The following is a 15,513-nucleotide window of genomic DNA, read 5'->3' on the forward strand; positions in this document are numbered from 1 at the left end:
GGCTCCGAACCGGCGAACCTAAGGAGGGAATCCCGTCGTGAACGACCCGATGGATAAATACAAGCTCGATCTTCGCCGCAGCACAGCGCCGCCTAATCATATCGCGGTGACCAGCCTGTACAGCGTCACGGCCCCTGCGCACGGCACAGTGACGGGCGTGAAGGGATGTTATTCGCCGCCTTATGCCGCAGGCGGGCTGCAGCTCCGATTGGACTTCTTGGCCGATGGCATCGAGATCGAAGATACAGGCAATCTCGGCAAGCGGGACTGCGGCCTCTTATATGCCGGAGCCGTGTGGCGACCCGACCGAATCGTGCGCCGCGGCACGTACCATTGGCTGAAGGAGCAGGGGCTCGTATCCCTGGGCGTCGTCAGCGAGCTGGTGCCGTTGACGGGCCGTGCCGGATTCGTGCTTGCCGTGCGGGTTACGAACCGGTGCGGTAGAAACATTCGGCTGGATCTCGTTCCGAAGCTTGACCCGGGCAGCGTGCGCAAGGTTCCGCTCGGCGCTTGGAATTTCAGCCCGCCGCAAGGCGGACAGGCCGCGGAGAGGCTTGGCGACCGTCCCGTGTGGGAGAACGGCGAGATGCGGATTACATTGCATAACGATCGGCTATCGGCCGAGATGGAGCCTGGACAGGAGTGCGTTTTCCGCATAGCGGTCGTCATGAGCGAAGCTGGAAACGCAGACGAAAGCCAAACCCTAAACACATTAGAAAGCACGGCCTCTGTGGAGGCAAGACTGGCCGAGTGGGAAGCGGAGACGGAAGAACGGTGGCGATCGGTTATCGCTCGTTCCGAAGCCGCGGTCCCGCGGATCGAGACGGATATTCCCGGGCTCGAGGCGTATTACCATCGTTCGTTGATTAGCGGCCTGATCTGCCTGTGGGACCATCCGGAATTCAAAATCCGGCCCTTCCCGGTCACGTCGGGGATCGACGGCGGCGGCATCAACAACTATCCATGGGATGCGGCGGGTTATGTGGGCCAAACCTTGACGATGCTCCTGGGAAGCGAAGGCTGGCAGCAGTACTTGCGCTTCATGGAAGAGGGCGGGATCGACCGGCATATCTGTTTCGCCCCGGACGGAACGGGCGATGAACCGTTCGCTTATTCGTACAGCCTGTGGGCGTTCTTCCACTTTGCCTGGTCGTCCTGCAGCCAGCATGGCGATGGCAGTCATCTCTATCCGGTATTGAAGCGGGTGCTGGAAATCGACGAAGATCGCCTTCCCCGCCGCGGCGAACTGCTCGACTACGGCAATCATCATCACCTGCTGGAGATGCGCGGCAGCGGCTACGAGCATGTCGTCGCAAGTCCGAATTCGGAGAGGGCGTGGTGCTACGACCGTTTGGCGGATCTGGCGGCACGGCTCGGGCTGGAGGAGGCGGGAAACTGGCGGGCCAAGTCGGCTCGCATCCGCCAAGCCATTCAGGACGAGTTATGGGACGGAGAGGCGAAGTGGTTCCGAAGCTTGTATCCGGATGGGCACGAGGAAATCATTTATTCCATTCAAGCCTATGATGCGCTGCGGATGGGGGCATGCACGCCCGAGATGGAAAGCGCGCTGCTGTCCCATTTGCGCGAAGGGGCGTTTCTCGGCGAATGCGGCGTGTCCAGTATATCGGCTGAAGACGAGCTCCACTACGAGGTGAACGATCCCGATTGGTCGGGCGGCGGAAGTTTCGGCGGAGAGGGGCCGATTCTGGCGCAGACGCTGTGGGAAATCGGACGGCCGGCGCTGGCGTGGGACGTATTGAAGCGCCACTTGTGGATCGGCAATAGACTACCTTATATACCGCAGGAGCATTATTGCGACCGTCCGATGGCTCCGTCGCATAAGCGCGCCAACAATATTTCCGGCATGGCCGGCGCTCAAGCGGTAATATTCGGCATGGCCGGCATTCGGCCGCAGCTTGACGGACGACTGTTTATCCATCCTCAGCCTCCGGAGGAAGGACGCGTATCGATCCTGGGCTACGATTTCCGCGGTCATCGCTACGATGTTCATATGGAGCCCGGGAACTGCAGGATCGTCCGCGACGGCAATGAAATCTATCACGGCGTTCCGACGCTTCGCGTCGTCGCATCGAATCATGAAGAAAATGTTGACACTGCAGGCAGCTTTATGATAATTTAATAAACGTTGCTTCTGATCGTCGAGAAACGACATCTGCCAGATGCGGTCGTGGCGGAATTGGCAGACGCGCTAGATTCAGGTTCTAGTGGTGTAACAGCCGTGGAGGTTCGAGTCCTCTCGACCGCACCAACCTTATCAACCAAGGAAGCCCCGCTTACGGCAGGGCTTCTTTTTTGCTGCCTTTTTACGCTGATTTTATGCTTCCTCGGAGCCTTTGCTCCGGCACCAGCGAACAGCGCATTGGCTTTCAAGCTTCACCCTTCCGAGAAGAAGGGCTTTTTGCGCTTCCCGCCCGCGAATGAAACCTTTCGATGGCGTTGGAGACAATTTGTTTACAAGTTATCAACCTTCCGATGACATTCAACCGTTATAACTAAGAGACGAACATGAAAGATTATCGATCGGGAGGACATCATGAAGAGACGCAGGAGAATAAAGAGATCCGTCCGTTTGGCGATCGCGGGCATATTGTTGATCGTGCTGGGCAGTTCTCTGGCTTCGTTCATACGCCACCAAATAGATGGAACAAAACCGCTTGCGGGAAGCGTGCAGGACGGTAACAAGTCAGCAGCCGACGGAGAAGATCCGCCGGATAACGTCTATCGTATCGTCATCGATCCCGGACACGGCGGCAAAGATCCGGGGTCCGAAGGAAGCGGCGGCAGCCGGGAGAAGGACAGTAACCTTTCTCTCGCCCTGAAAGTCTACGACCTGCTGAAGAAGGACCCCGCGTTCGCGCCGCGGATGACCCGTTCGGACGATACGTTCGTGGAATTAAGCGACCGGGCGGGCGCGGCCAACGATTGGGATGCGGATGTTCTGCTGTCGATCCACGGCAACGCGTTCGAGGACCCGAGCATCGGGGGAACGGAAACCTACTATCGGTACGACAATGGCATTCCGCTCGCGGAAGCCATTCATCGGAAGGTGGTGGAGGCAATGGGCTTTCCCGACCGCGGCGTGAAGGAGGAGCACCTGAAGGTGCTTTCTTTGAGCAACATGCCCGCAGTCCTGATCGAACCCGGGTATCTTACGAATCCCGGCGAGGAATCCGTCCTGCTGAGCGAGGATGGACAAATGAAAGCGGCGCAGGCAATCGCGGATGGGCTGAAGTCTTACTTGCAGGCTAACGGACAAAGCGCCGGCTCATCGGACGAATTGTCCTCCGAACGGTGAATGCGCTAATACCGTTACGTACCGGCGGCGTTTTAGGATTGAAAACAAAGTATGCTACTATCGTGTAGACAAGCTTCATTTCCTTCATGGCGATGAACCAGATTGGAGCCCGACATGGATAAAACGAAAATCCTCATCATCGAAGACGAAACGGCGATCGCCGATTTGCTCGCGTACGGGCTGACCAAAGAAGGCTTCGAGACGCGGACGGCGGCGAACGGGGCGGAAGGCCTCGCGGAGCTGGAACGGTTCCGTCCGGACATGCTGCTGCTGGACTGGATGCTTCCGGACCAAAGCGGTCTCGATATATGCAAGAAGGTAACCGCCAACGACAATATTCCGATTCTCATGATCACGGCCCGGTCCGACATCACGGATAAGATTCTCGGCCTTGAATTCGGCGCGGACGATTATGTGACGAAGCCGTTCGATCTGCGGGAAGTCGTCGCAAGGATCCGAACGATTCTCCGTCGGCTGGCGCAGGCGAACCAAAGCGTGGAGGAAGCGGCGGGAAGAGCGGAGCTGCGCTTCAAGAATATCGCCATCGCGGCCGACGAGCGCATGGTGACGAAGGACGGCGAGCCGGTCGAGCTGACGCCGAAGGAGTTCGATCTGCTGATGACGCTGCTCGGCCACCGGGGCAAAATCTTCACGCGCTCGGAGCTGCTCGACTTCGTCTGGGGCTATGATTTTCCCGGCGATACGCGCACCGTCGATACCCATATCCAGCGGCTGCGCAAGAAGCTCGATGCCGCCGATCTGATCACGACCGTGTTCGGCATCGGCTACAAATTCGAGCGGCGGACGGAGTAACGGATGTTCCGCACGATCCGAGGCAAATTCGTCGTCGGCTTCTTCCTTATCTTCAGCCTGTCCTTCCTCGCGATGTACGGTACGTTGAAGGAAGTCATCCGGACCAGCAACCAGAAGATCATCACCTCCGACCTGATCGAGCTGAAAAACAACAGCAATGTCTATGTTCGCCAAGCCTTCCTCATCAATCACTTCACGAACAACGATCTCTATTTCGGTCAAATGGCCGAGGAAATGGTGGACGACCTGCATCATGCCACCTCCAGTGATGTCAGCGCGTATACCGTTGACGGGATTCTGCTCTATTCGTCCGATCGTCAGTTGTTCGCCGGCCGCGGCAGCGACGACCTGAGGCAGGCCTTGAACGGCAAGACAGCCTATACGGTGACCTACGAAGGAAGCGCCGGATCCGTCCTCTATTCGTATCCGGTGGTCATCGACGGCGTGAAGGTAGGCATCCTGCGGTTTGCCAAGGATTTCTCGCCGTTATACGAGCAGAGCGGCCGTATATTGAATATCATCTTCTACATTGCGCTGGCGATTTTCGCGGCGGCTTTCGTGTTCTCTTATATGCTCTCGCGGCATATCACGATTCCGCTCGTCAAGCTCACGCGGGCGTCCACGGAAGTAATCGGCGGCAATCTGGACGTCCGCATCGGAATCCGTCGCAAGGACGAGATCGGGCGGCTGGCGGCCAACTTCAATGACATGATCGGCCGGATCAGCAGCCAAATCGCGACCATCGGCCGCGATCGCGACCGGCTGAAGGAGCTGAATGCGCAGGAGAAGCGATTCTTCGACAACGTCACCCACGAGCTCAAGACGCCGTTGACCTCCATCCTGGGCTATGCCGAGATCATTCGGGAGAACGGAGAGAGCGACCGGGCGTTCTTCGACAAAGGAATGACGCACATCGTCGAGGAAAGCCGCCGCCTGCACGGGATGGTGCTTAACCTGCTCGAAGTCACGCGCCGCAGCGCCGGTCAAGAAGAAGCCGAGCTCGTCGAGACTGGCGGTATCTTGCGCGACGTATGCGACGCGATGGCTATCCGGGCGAAGCGTTATCGCAAGCGCATCGTGCTGGAAACGGAGGGCGGGCTTTACGTGCTTGGCCAGGCGGACAGGCTGCGCCAGCTCTTCATTAATTTGCTCGACAATGCGATCAAGTACAGCTCGCCGCAATCGGAGATATCCGTTCGCAGCGAAGCCGAAGCGGAGGCTCCCGCGAGGATTCGATTCCTATTCGCTAATCGAGGCGATACCCTATCCCCCGAACAGCTTGCCAACGTATTCGAGCCGTTCTATTCGGCGGGCCGCGCCTTCCAGGAAGAAGGCAGCGTCGGTCTGGGCCTCAGCATCGTGAAGACGATCGTCGACGATCACGGAGGGACGATCCGGATGGCGAGCGAAGACAGGCAGACGAGGGTATACGTGGAGCTTCCGGCTGCGGGAATGGAGCGAAAACAATGACGATGATGCGAATGGTAACGCTGCAGGCGGCTTTTGCGCTGCTGCTCCTATTGACCGGATGCTTGAACGGTTCGCGTTCCGAGACGATCATCATTCCCGGCGCCGAAGAGGACCGAATGAACGGCGAGGCGGGGCAGACTTTCCAAGTGAAGACGATTTATCGGCTGCCGGCAGCGGAGATGAAAACAGGGCAGCTGCTCGGATGGTCGGGCCCGAAGACGGTCATCGGCCTGTTCCTGGATACGATGCCTTCGCAAGCACTGAACGCGCAGGTACGGCGGTTTTCCCCGCCATACGATCAAGCGCAGCCGCTGCACGGCATAAACGCGAATACGGATAGCTACGAGCTGTCGCCCGACGGGAAGCTTCTGTCGGGGTATACGAAGGATAGGCACGGCATCGCCCTGCAGGTGGTCTCGCTGGCGGACGGAAAGACCAAGAAGATCTCCCCGCCTAATTCCGAACCATGGGGGCTGCGGTCGCGCGCCATGAAGTGGTCGGGCAACAGCCGTTATGTCTCCTTTTTGACGTCAGGCTCGGCGAAGGGACAAACGAACGTCTGCGTATACGATACGAAGGCCGGCACGACGAAGGTGTACCCGCTGACGGGGTTGGAGGACGGGCATTATTTCGAAGGGGTCACCTTGTCCGATGACGCCGGCGGGATCCTCGTCGAAACCGGGGATACGATCGCGCTGGGGGTGCGAAGCGGAACCGGTTATCGCATGCAATACGATCATCCGGCGGCGAGCGAAGGGACTGCCTGGGTCAATAACGATCAATTCGTGTTTCTGGGCACGGACGGTACGCTGTTCGAGTACGACGGCCGCAACGGGGTGCTGTCCGTTCTGCTGGAAAAGGTCGGCAGCTTCCGGCTATCCCCCGACCGGCAAGTGATCGCCTACACGCAGAACGAGAAGGATACGATCTTCGCGGGCAAGCTGCAGGGCAATAATATCCTGTTCCGGAACACGGTTTATCAAGGGATTTTGCCGCTGCGGATGGATTGGAGTCCGGGCAACGACGCGCTGCTGATCGATGGACGAAAACAATACCCGCGGTCGGCGGTGCAAAGCGAGACCGCGGCGGCGGCTCCTGCCGAAGACTACGTGCCTTTCATTATCCAATTTCAGTAAGAGGACGCCATGGGCAGACTGGACGAGCATTCGTCCGGTCTGCTGTTTTATTTTGGAGACATTTTGTTCACACGCGGATGAAGTTTTGGAGATATCTCTTCTTTATAGTCGGTATGAGCGAGTCAAGACGGCTCGTCCGGAAGCTGAATACGAAGGAGAGAAGCACGAATGAGAACATACGGATTAAGCATTGCCGCGAGCTGCTTGCTGGCGCTCGCGTTGACGGGCTGCAGCGGAGGAGACGCGAACGGCGGTACGCCGGCGGACGAAGGAAGGCCGGTCGGCAGCGCAACGACCTCGGCGGCCGACGCGGGTTCGAACGCAAGCGCGGACGACGGCAGTACGAAGGGAGGAACGAACGGCGGAACGACAGGCGAGGCGCCGGACGGGGGCGGCAAGAAGACGATCGTCTTCTCCACCTTTTGGCAGGATGCCAAGTTCGAGGATGCGATCAAGCAGTACGAAGCCCAGCACCCGAATATCGATATCAAGCTCGAGGAAGGCACCTATAAGAATGAGACGCTCGAAGCGGACATCGATAAATATTTGACCGCCACGAACACGGCCATGCTGGCCGGCAAAGGTCCCGACATTCTCGCGATGGATCTGCTCCCGACCGACAATTACGTGAAGCATAAGCTGCTGGCCGATCTCGGTCCGTTCATGGAACAAGATTCGGACTTTCATAAGGGCGATTATTTCACGAATATTTTGGATAACGTCCGGATCGGCGAAGGCCTGTACAGCATGCCGCTCACTTTCTTCCTGATGGGCTTCGCGGGCGACGTCGACGCCATCGCGGACAGCGGCGCGAAATTCGACGATCTGACGTGGTCGTGGAGCGATTTCGAGAAGACGGCCGGCGAACTTGTCGCGAAAGGCGCGCTCAAGTCGGCATTATCGTACGAAAGCCCGGAATACCTGCTCGGCGAGATGGTCAGCGACAATCACGACTTGTTTATCGATGACGCCGAGCATAAGGCGCGTTTCGATTCGGCGTCCTTCACCGGCCTGATGAAACAGGTCAAGGCACTGTTCGACGACGGCGTCGTCTCCAAGATGGGGCGCGGCGTGAATGCGTATTTCCAGAGCATCCAGATTAATTCGCCGAAGGATTACTTGGAATCGATGCAGGGCTACAGCCTCGGCGTGAAGCTGGCAAACAAGAATTTGGGCGAACACGTAAAGCTGTACGCGAAGCCGCATGCGCAGGACACGGCGGCCGGCGGTTATTTCAAGACTTACCGGAGCGTTGCGATCAACGCGAATTCCAAGGTCCAGCCGGAAGCATGGGACTTCATCGCGTTCTTGATGTCGGAGGAGATTCAGGAGCCGCTGACGGCGACCGGATTCCCAATCAATAAGGCGGCGTATGCCAAGCAGATTCAGGCGGTGAAGGACATGGGGACGATCAAAGGGTTTCCGGAAGGACCGCTGCAAGGGGCGACCTTCAAGGTGGACGAGGCGATGCTGGACGGGCTGAGCGGCTATGTGAACGGAGCGGTTCATTCGGTCGGCGACAACAAGTCCGACAAACTATGGCAGATGGTCGTCGCCGATTCGAAAGCGTTCTTCGCCGGCCAGAAATCCGCGGAGGACGTCGCGGGCCTCATTCAGAACAAAGCGACGACCCTGCTCAATGAATAGAGCCGGCATGAACATGCGGCTGCGCGGGGACGGGATGAAGGCGCTGTGGTTTCTGGCGCCGAGCTTGGCCGGGTTTGCGGTCTTTTATTTCATTCCGTTCCTGCTCGGCATCTACGAGTCCATGACGGACGGCGCGCTGGGCAGCAAGTTCGTCGGGCTGCGCAACTACGCGGAGCTGCTGCACAGCGGTTCCTTCCGCAAGGCGGCATCCAATACGATGCTCTTCGCCGGCATCGGCGTTCCGCTGCTCGTCGCGCTGTCCCTGGTGCTTGCCTTGCTGCTGAACCGGCCGCTTTATATGCGCAATGGGCTTCGGACGTCGATGATGATACCGCTCGTCGTGCCCGTCGCTTCCGTCGTCATGGCGTGGCAAATTTTCTTCGATTGGAACGGAGCCCTGAATGCTTGGCTGCATCGCGTTCACATGGCGCGAATCGATTGGATGCAATCCAATTGGTCGATGAGCATCATCGTCGCCATGTACGTTTGGAAAAACATCGGCTATAACATGATTCTATTCCTGGCCGGCCTGCAATCGATTCCGAGGGATTACTACGAGACGGCGGCCATCGAGGGGGCAGGACGGCTGCATCGGTTCCGCCATATTACGATGGTGTATTTGACGCCGACGATGTTCTTCGTCGTGCTGATCTCGATCATCAATTCCTTCAAAGTATTCCGAGAGACGTATCTGCTCGCCGGCGACTATCCATACGATAGGCTGTACATGCTGCAGCACTATATGAACAACATGTTTTTCACGCTCGACATCCAGAAGCTGACGGCCGCAGCCACGATCATGGTCGGCTGCATCGTGCTTCTGGTAACGGGGCTGCTCGGCGTCGAACGCCGGTTCCGGGAAAGCGTGGAGTAGCAGGGGGTTACCATGAAAAACTTATCCTGGCTTCCAAAGCTCGTCCTCTCGATTCTGATCGGAGCGGCTGCCGTCGCGATGCTGATTCCGATCTTGCTGACGGTCACGAACTCGCTGATGACCGAGGAGGAGATCGGACGCAATTACGATCTGCTCGGGCAGATGGTCGATACCGCGGCAGGCGGCAAAGAGGCGTTCGTCAACCTGAAGCTCCTTCCGGACTGGCTGTCCTTCAAGCAGTACGCGCAGGTGCTGGTGCTAAGTCCGAAGTTTCTCGGGATGTTCTGGAATTCGGCGGCGCTCGTCGTGCCGATCGTCATCGGCCAGACGATCGTCGCCTCGCTGGCCGCATACGCCTTCGCCAAGCTGAGGTTCATCGGGCGCGACAAGCTGTTTCTGGTCTATCTGATGACCATGCTCATGCCATTCCAGGTTACGCTTGTGCCGAATTACCTCGTTATCGACAAGCTCGGCTTGATGAATCATGCGGCCGCGATCATTCTTCCCGGCATCTTCGGCGCGTTCGGGGTATTCATGATGCGGCAGTTCATGTCCCATATTCCGTATGCGTACACCGAAGCCGCCAAGATCGACGGGGCCGGGCAATGGACGATCTTCATCCGCATCATGCTGCCGCTTATCAAGCCTGGACTAGCGGCGCTTACCGTTCTCTTGTTCGTCGATTATTGGAATATGATCGAGCAGCCGCTCATTTTCCTTCAGGACGCGTCGAAGCAGCCGTTGTCGCTATTCTTGGCGCAGATCAACCAATCGGCGCGGGGCATCGGTTTCGCCGCTTCCGCGCTGTACATGGCCCCGATGGTGCTGCTGTTTCTCTATGCGGAGTCCTACTTCGTCCAAGGCATTCAACAATCGGGCATCAAAGGATAATTCGGGAGTGATCGTCATGGAAGAACGGACATCAGAGTCCAGAAAACGCAAAATCCGGCTCATCGCGGGCCTATTCCTCGTACTTCTCGCCGGATGCACGCTGGCAGGCAATTCGCTGCGGGCGTTATCGCTGCCGAAGGTCTACACGACGGTCCCATCCACGGGTTCGCTTGCGCATGACTACGAAGGCAGCGCGGCGATACAACCGGGCGAGGCGAGAGACCTCATGAATCCGGCAGGCTGGAAAGTCTCGAAGGTACTCGTCAAGCAAGGAGAACGGGTGCATAAAGGACAGCCGCTGGTTCTCTACGACGACTCCGATGCCAGGTTGGAGCTGGCCGATCAACAGGCGGTTCTGAAGAAGCTTAATCTCTCCATGCATCAGCTGGAGAACGATTATATCGAAGCCGCGAGCGGAGACAGCGCGTCCGCCAAGGCTGCCGCAGCGAACGCGATCGAAACGGCCAAGCTCGATATCGCGAGCGAGCAGCGGCATATTGAACATCAGCAGAAGACGATTGCCGAGAGCAGGCAAATCACGGCGCCGTTCGATGGCAGCGTCACGAAGGTCAATGCGGCGGCAGGGCTCGATTCCGGCGGCTTGCCGGATATAACCGTGGCCAATTCGGCCAAGGGCTATCAGCTTCAACTGCTCGTTCCGGGAGAAACGGCCGCCTTATTTCATGCCGGGGATACGCTGGACCACATTACGGTGGAAGAGGCAGATGCGCGAACGCTGACAGGAACGATAACAACGATCGAGGAGGCTGCGGCAGGCGGATTGGCGGTAACGGGCGGAGAGGAGACCGGTGTTACTGCCGATATGGGCCCGACGTATAAGTTGACCATCGTTTTCACGGACGATAGCCTTCGCGGAGGCGAGCAGGTCAACGTAAAGCTGTCCAAGGAAGGCGGCGATCAGCTGATCCTCGTTCCGAACGAAGCCGTTCACAAGAATGACCGGGGCGCGTACGTGTACACGTTGAGAGCCGAGGATGGCCCGCTCGGCAATGCGTATTATGTCGTGGAAACGCCCATAAAGATTGCCGACGCCAACGAATATGCAACCGCCGTCAGCGAGGGCTTGTTCGAGCGGCAGGATATCATCATCAACAGCAGCAGCTTCATCATGGATGGCGTCAGAGTCCGGCTGTAGCGCGTCGGACGCAGACCGTCGCGACTTAACGATCGGGTATTCGACGACTCGCCTCGGCTTGTTGAATGTTTATTGGAATGCGAAGTTGACTTCGAACTTTCCTTCATGGTATATTAAATTTCGCCGCTTCTGGAAAGAAGCGACATCTGCCGGATATGCGGTCGTGGCGGAATTGGCAGACGCGCTAGATTCAGGTTCTAGTGGTGTAACAGCCGTGGAGGTTCGAGTCCTCTCGACCGCACCAACCATACAAACCCGAGAAGCCTTGCCGATGCAGGGCTTTTTTTTATGATTCGACGAATAACCATAGAAAGAGGAGCCAATACTTCTAGCTAATTTGCAGGTAATGAATTTCCCGGTTGACTTTATAATTTGATTCATGATATATTAATTCTCGCCGCTTCAAAGAATGCTTGAAGCGACATCTGCCGGATGTGCGGTCGTGGCGGAATTGGCAGACGCGCTAGATTCAGGTTCTAGTGGTGTAACAGCCGTGGAGGTTCGAGTCCTCTCGACCGCACCAACCATACAAACTCAAGAAGCCTTGCTGATGCAAGGCTTCTTTTTTGTGCCTGTTAAGCAACTCGTCCAAGCCAACGCATCGTTATTTTCATAGCATGTAACTATCAAGAAAGGGAGGAGTGGATTGTAAGAATGGTGAAAAAATTAATCGACTATAACGTCAGCGTACCGGCTGTCGTGACGAATGCCGTCAATATTCAAGTTCCGCAGACGCCGGCCAAAGTCATTCTGGCTGAACTCGGCATCTTTATCGTTCCGGAAGCCGTGAACAACCGCGTGAATTTGACGGCTACGATCGGAGCTGCAGCAACGTCAGGCAACATCGTAGACGTGCTGTTCCGCGTATTTCGCGGTAACCAAGAAATTTTCTATGCGCTGCAAGGATTCGAAACCGAGTACGAGCATTACGGCATCGTGACGCTGCAAGTGATCGACATCAACGTGCCGCCCGGCGCGCACGGATATTCGTTGTACGTAGAGAAGCAAACGGAGACGGCGACTGCTGCCGTGATCGGCCCGATCAATCTCAGCGCGGCCGTCTACGAAGTGTGATGCGGAACTACTGAACGTTGTATCGTTGCATCTTAGGAAGGAAAGCCGAGGAGAAGTCCTCGCTTTTCTTTTATGAAGGGACAGAATCATACATATTTTTCCTCCTCCCGGCAAACAATGAAAGGAATGCAGATCCAAGAGAGGACGAAAAGAACATGAACAAGGGAAAGTTTGCTGCTTTGGTTTTGCTTGCTTGCGCGCTTGCTGTCGCGGGGCCAGCGCCTCGGCACGAGACGGCGGCGGCTGCGGAACAGCAAGAACAACAAAAACAACAACGGCAAGTGACGAGCAGTCATCGCGAAGTCGCGATCGTCATCGACGACTTCGGCAATGGAATGGCGGGAACGCCCGAGATGCTGCGTCTGCCCGTCAAATTCACGACGGCGGTCATGCCGTTCATGCCGACCACGAAACAGGACGCGGAGCTGTCCCATAAGCTCGGCAACGACGTGATCGTCCATATGCCGATGGAGCCGGTTCGGGGCAAGCCCGAGTGGCTTGGCCCCGGCGCCATCACGACGAGCATGAGCGATGCCGAGATCCGGAAGCGGGTGGAAGCCGCCATCGACGATGTGCCGCATGCCGTCGGCATGAACAATCACATGGGCTCGAAGGTGACGGCGGACGAACGCGTTATGCGGGTCGTGCTCGGCGTCGTGAAGGAGCGGGGCTTATTCTTCCTCGACAGCCGGACGACGTACAAGACGGTGCTGCCGAAGCTGACGGCCGAGATGGGCGTTCCGCTGCTGTCCAATCAAGTCTTTCTCGACGACGTCTATACGACGAGCCATATTTCCAAGCAAATCGGCGTGCTGCGCAAGCATCTGGAGAACAACGAATCCTGCATCACGATCGGCCATGTGGGTCCGCCCGGTAAATTGACGGCTGCCGTCTTGACGAACGCCATTCCCCAGCTGCAAGGGAAGACAAGGTTCGTGCGTTTGTCTGAAATGCTAGTCCCGTCAGCGGAGAAGGATATAATTCCGCACTCCTGACGTAATGGCGGCCGCGATTTCCGTTTGCTTGACGGGGTCGGTCAGCATTTGCCGGTCGCCTTCATGACTGATGAAACCGAGCTCGACGATAACGGCGGGCTTCTTCACGACATTAAGCAGATAGAAGGGCTTCCCTATTCGGGGGAGCCCTCTCGTGTTTTGCCTGCGATTCATCGCGTCCTGGATGCAGAACGCAAGCAGCGCGCTCTGTCCTTCGTTCTGATGCAGCACGAGAGGGCCGTATTCGGTTCGATCCGGCGCCCAATTCACATGGATGCTTATCAGAATCTGCGTGTCGATCTCCTTCGTCAGCTGACTGCGCTGCGACAAGTCCCTTCTATGCCGGGACGAAGACGGATTCCATCGGTTATCGTCGCTGAGCGCATAGTCGCCGCTGCGGTTCAGAATCGCGCGAATGCCGTTGTTTTGAAGCAGCAGGTACAATTTTTTGGCGACGGCCAGATTAATGTCCTTCTCCAGCAGCTCCTCATGATGGGCGCCGCCGTCGATACCTCCGTGCCCGACGTCGATCAATACTTGGGCCGTGGGCAAAGCGCGGCTGTAATCCGTCGGCAGCATGCTGTCAAGCGAGGACTCCTGGGAGGCGTCCGGCAGCGCCGCTTGGTCGCCTGCTTGATTGACCGGTTCGGAATACGATTGCCTTGAAGCCAGACAGCTGATCAGGATTACAGCTGCGCAGAATGACAAGCCCAAGCGAATCGATTGCATCATCCTTCGTTGTCCTCGCATCGGCACAATCCTCCATTTCCAAAATGACTATGCTTAGCGTGGCACATACCAAGGGAACTCATTCATGTTTGAAAGAAATCATTCGCGGGGACACTGTTTATTAGGAGCAACAACGAAATCCATGCAAAGAGGAGCGTGGCTGTTATGGCAGTGGAAAAACCGGAGGATTACATCAAATTCATGACGGGCAAAGTCGTCGGCTATATTGAAACGCCCCAGGAAGAACGCAGCGAAAAACGCAAAAAAGCCAAGGCTGCCAAAGAGCCTTGGCTGACGCGTTGGTTTGGTTTAGGCGGATTCGCGATTGCGCAATGGATGCGATCCCGCGACATTGAACCGAAGTGAATAAGAATCATCTATACGTGCGCTTGCGTGTAATAATTGCATGGAAATACCCCTTTATTATTTTACCGGTAAAATCGGCCTTCCCGGTTCAACGCTTCGATCGGAATATATCGGGTACCGGGAAACGATTGTTCGAACGCCACGAACAGCTTATCGTTATTCCAGCGATGGTAGCCCACGGCAGGAAGGACATACAGGACGGACGATTTGAAAAGTTCGGCCGTATACCGAATTTGCGCCAGCTTATCGAGCATGCCGGTTAGTTTGGCCACCTGTTGGTTCGAAAGCGGCGCTTGATTCAGCCATGGCATCCGTTCGAAAGGATCGAAGGATTGATTCGTCTTGGCCGCGGCCAGCTTGCTTAATTCCGCCTTCGGCTTCTCGCCGGACCAGGCTTCCGGCTTGCGCGATACCGTCTGAGCCGACCAGGCGCTGTCCGTTATCGGCAGCGCTTCGCCTGTCCAGGCATCCAAGTAATAGGTTTCGGCGTTAGGAGCCGTCCATTTCCAAGCTGCCAGCATCGGAGAAAGATAGAGCCGTTCCAGATGGAGCGGCTTTTTGGCGATCTCGCTGTAGCTGCCGATCAGGCCTTGGCGGAGCAGCGCATTGTACATCGTATTGGGATCGAAAGCAGGATGGCTGCCGGCGCCGTATTCGCCAAGCGCATAACCGCCTTCGGGTCTTGCGTTGACGATCATATAGCCGACCGGTTTGCCGGCAGCCGTAAACGTAGCGAGCCAGCCGTGGGTGCCCGGGCCGAGCGGTACGATGGTCGTCGCGGCGGTTTTCCATGCTTTGAAGGCGGGCTGATTGGATAAGGCTTCGGCCCAATTGTGAACATGCTGTTGCAGCGGCGCATCGACAGCTTGTACGGAAGCGGTCGGCACGGAAGCCGTAGAGGCCGATGCAGCTTGCGGCGATAGGGTCGTAAGCAGCAACGCCGACAATACGGCGGCGATCATCGCGGTCCAATTTCTCATAAACGGCATCACCTGCTGTTCTGTAGAATGGTTGACGAAGGGCTGACAGAACCTGACAACGCCATT

The 15,513-nt window shown here is 57.0% G+C and carries 14 protein-coding genes and 3 tRNA genes; 15 read left to right on the top strand and 2 right to left on the bottom strand.

Going from position 1 to position 15,513, the window contains the following annotated elements; all coding sequences use genetic code 11:
* The first annotated feature begins 37 nt into the window (after positions 1 to 37).
* The 14 genes from GT003_RS18785 (at position 38) to GT003_RS18850 (ending at position 13,372) form a co-directional block, all read left to right on the top strand.
* On the top strand, positions 38 to 2,140 hold the full coding sequence (locus GT003_RS18785; RefSeq protein ID WP_161700639.1) for an MGH1-like glycoside hydrolase domain-containing protein: 2,103 nt from the start codon (positions 38 to 40) through the stop codon (positions 2,138 to 2,140).
* Between the two features lie 42 nt (positions 2,141 to 2,182).
* Positions 2,183 to 2,269 (top strand) — tRNA-Leu (locus GT003_RS18790).
* Positions 2,270 to 2,554: 285 nt separating this feature from the next.
* Positions 2,555 to 3,316, top strand: coding sequence for an N-acetylmuramoyl-L-alanine amidase family protein (locus GT003_RS18795; protein WP_161700641.1), 762 nt, complete (start codon positions 2,555 to 2,557; stop codon positions 3,314 to 3,316).
* A 114-nt stretch (positions 3,317 to 3,430) separates the two neighbouring features.
* Positions 3,431 to 4,129 carry a response regulator transcription factor gene (locus GT003_RS18800; RefSeq protein WP_161700643.1) on the top strand — a complete coding sequence of 233 codons (699 nt, stop codon included), beginning with the start codon at positions 3,431 to 3,433 and terminating at the stop codon, positions 4,127 to 4,129.
* Between the two features lie 3 nt (positions 4,130 to 4,132).
* Positions 4,133 to 5,599: a sensor histidine kinase gene (locus tag GT003_RS18805; RefSeq protein WP_161700645.1), complete on the top strand. Its 1,467-nt coding sequence runs from the start codon at positions 4,133 to 4,135 to the stop codon at positions 5,597 to 5,599.
* Positions 5,596 to 6,735 (top strand): hypothetical protein, encoded by a 1,140-nt coding sequence (locus GT003_RS18810; protein ID WP_161700647.1) that lies wholly within the window; start codon positions 5,596 to 5,598, stop codon positions 6,733 to 6,735. The genes GT003_RS18805 and GT003_RS18810 overlap by 4 nt, the downstream gene beginning before the upstream one ends.
* A 168-nt stretch (positions 6,736 to 6,903) precedes the next feature.
* The gene (locus GT003_RS18815; RefSeq protein ID WP_161700649.1) at positions 6,904 to 8,382 is read left to right on the top strand and encodes an ABC transporter substrate-binding protein; all 1,479 of its coding nucleotides are present in this window, start codon (positions 6,904 to 6,906) and stop codon (positions 8,380 to 8,382) included.
* Positions 8,383 to 8,389: 7 nt separating this feature from the next.
* The gene (locus tag GT003_RS18820; protein ID WP_420831414.1) at positions 8,390 to 9,256 is read left to right on the top strand and encodes a carbohydrate ABC transporter permease; all 867 of its coding nucleotides are present in this window, start codon (positions 8,390 to 8,392) and stop codon (positions 9,254 to 9,256) included.
* A 12-nt stretch (positions 9,257 to 9,268) separates the two neighbouring features.
* The gene (locus tag GT003_RS18825) at positions 9,269 to 10,147 is read left to right on the top strand and encodes a carbohydrate ABC transporter permease (protein WP_161700651.1); all 879 of its coding nucleotides are present in this window, start codon (positions 9,269 to 9,271) and stop codon (positions 10,145 to 10,147) included.
* Between the two features lie 16 nt (positions 10,148 to 10,163).
* Positions 10,164 to 11,303: an efflux RND transporter periplasmic adaptor subunit gene (locus tag GT003_RS18830; RefSeq protein ID WP_161700653.1), complete on the top strand. Its 1,140-nt coding sequence runs from the start codon at positions 10,164 to 10,166 to the stop codon at positions 11,301 to 11,303.
* Between the two features lie 157 nt (positions 11,304 to 11,460).
* Positions 11,461 to 11,547 (top strand) — tRNA-Leu (locus GT003_RS18835).
* Between the two features lie 192 nt (positions 11,548 to 11,739).
* Positions 11,740 to 11,826 (top strand) — tRNA-Leu (locus GT003_RS18840).
* Positions 11,827 to 11,957: 131 nt separating this feature from the next.
* Complete coding sequence (locus GT003_RS18845) at positions 11,958 to 12,377, top strand: exosporium protein C (RefSeq protein ID WP_161700655.1); 420 nt, start codon at positions 11,958 to 11,960, stop codon at positions 12,375 to 12,377.
* A gap of 155 nt (positions 12,378 to 12,532) precedes the next feature.
* Complete coding sequence (locus tag GT003_RS18850) at positions 12,533 to 13,372, top strand: divergent polysaccharide deacetylase family protein (protein ID WP_161700657.1); 840 nt, start codon at positions 12,533 to 12,535, stop codon at positions 13,370 to 13,372.
* On the opposite strand, the gene GT003_RS18855 is transcribed toward GT003_RS18850, so the two are convergent.
* A complete protein-coding gene (locus GT003_RS18855) occupies positions 13,340 to 14,122 on the bottom strand; it encodes an N-acetylmuramoyl-L-alanine amidase family protein (RefSeq protein WP_239565625.1) in 783 nt (260 codons plus the stop codon). The two genes, GT003_RS18850 and GT003_RS18855, sit on opposite strands and share 33 nt — an antisense overlap.
* 144 nt (positions 14,123 to 14,266) lie before the next feature.
* On the opposite strand from GT003_RS18855, the gene GT003_RS18860 reads away from it, so the two are divergent.
* Positions 14,267 to 14,467, top strand: coding sequence for a YqzE family protein (locus GT003_RS18860; RefSeq protein ID WP_161700659.1), 201 nt, complete (start codon positions 14,267 to 14,269; stop codon positions 14,465 to 14,467).
* A gap of 62 nt (positions 14,468 to 14,529) precedes the next feature.
* Here GT003_RS18860 and GT003_RS18865 read toward each other — a convergent pair whose 3' ends face one another.
* Complete coding sequence (locus GT003_RS18865; protein WP_161700660.1) at positions 14,530 to 15,447, bottom strand: hypothetical protein; 918 nt, start codon at positions 15,445 to 15,447, stop codon at positions 14,530 to 14,532.
* Positions 15,448 to 15,513 lie beyond the last annotated feature (66 nt).

It is taken from the genome of Paenibacillus sacheonensis (assembly GCF_009909195.1).
Lineage (GTDB): Bacteria > Bacillota > Bacilli > Paenibacillales > Paenibacillaceae > Paenibacillus_Z > Paenibacillus_Z sacheonensis.

Bases quoted from the DNA above. Each gene is read 5' to 3' on its own strand.
- GT003_RS18795 (WP_161700641.1), top strand. From the start codon at position 2,555: ATGAAGAGACGCAGGAGAATAAAGAGATCCGTCCGTTTGGCGATCGCG.
- GT003_RS18800 (WP_161700643.1), top strand. From the start codon at position 3,431: ATGGATAAAACGAAAATCCTCATCATCGAAGACGAAACGGCGATCGCC.
- GT003_RS18805 (WP_161700645.1), top strand. From the start codon at position 4,133: ATGTTCCGCACGATCCGAGGCAAATTCGTCGTCGGCTTCTTCCTTATC.
- GT003_RS18810 (WP_161700647.1), top strand. From the start codon at position 5,596: ATGACGATGATGCGAATGGTAACGCTGCAGGCGGCTTTTGCGCTGCTG.
- GT003_RS18815 (WP_161700649.1), top strand. From the start codon at position 6,904: ATGAGAACATACGGATTAAGCATTGCCGCGAGCTGCTTGCTGGCGCTC.
- GT003_RS18820 (WP_420831414.1), top strand. From the start codon at position 8,390: ATGAACATGCGGCTGCGCGGGGACGGGATGAAGGCGCTGTGGTTTCTG.
- GT003_RS18825 (WP_161700651.1), top strand. From the start codon at position 9,269: ATGAAAAACTTATCCTGGCTTCCAAAGCTCGTCCTCTCGATTCTGATC.
- GT003_RS18830 (WP_161700653.1), top strand. From the start codon at position 10,164: ATGGAAGAACGGACATCAGAGTCCAGAAAACGCAAAATCCGGCTCATC.
- GT003_RS18845 (WP_161700655.1), top strand. From the start codon at position 11,958: ATGGTGAAAAAATTAATCGACTATAACGTCAGCGTACCGGCTGTCGTG.
- GT003_RS18850 (WP_161700657.1), top strand. From the start codon at position 12,533: ATGAACAAGGGAAAGTTTGCTGCTTTGGTTTTGCTTGCTTGCGCGCTT.
- GT003_RS18855 (WP_239565625.1), bottom strand. From the start codon at position 14,122: ATGCGAGGACAACGAAGGATGATGCAATCGATTCGCTTGGGCTTGTCA.
- GT003_RS18860 (WP_161700659.1), top strand. From the start codon at position 14,267: ATGGCAGTGGAAAAACCGGAGGATTACATCAAATTCATGACGGGCAAA.
- GT003_RS18865 (WP_161700660.1), bottom strand. From the start codon at position 15,447: ATGAGAAATTGGACCGCGATGATCGCCGCCGTATTGTCGGCGTTGCTG.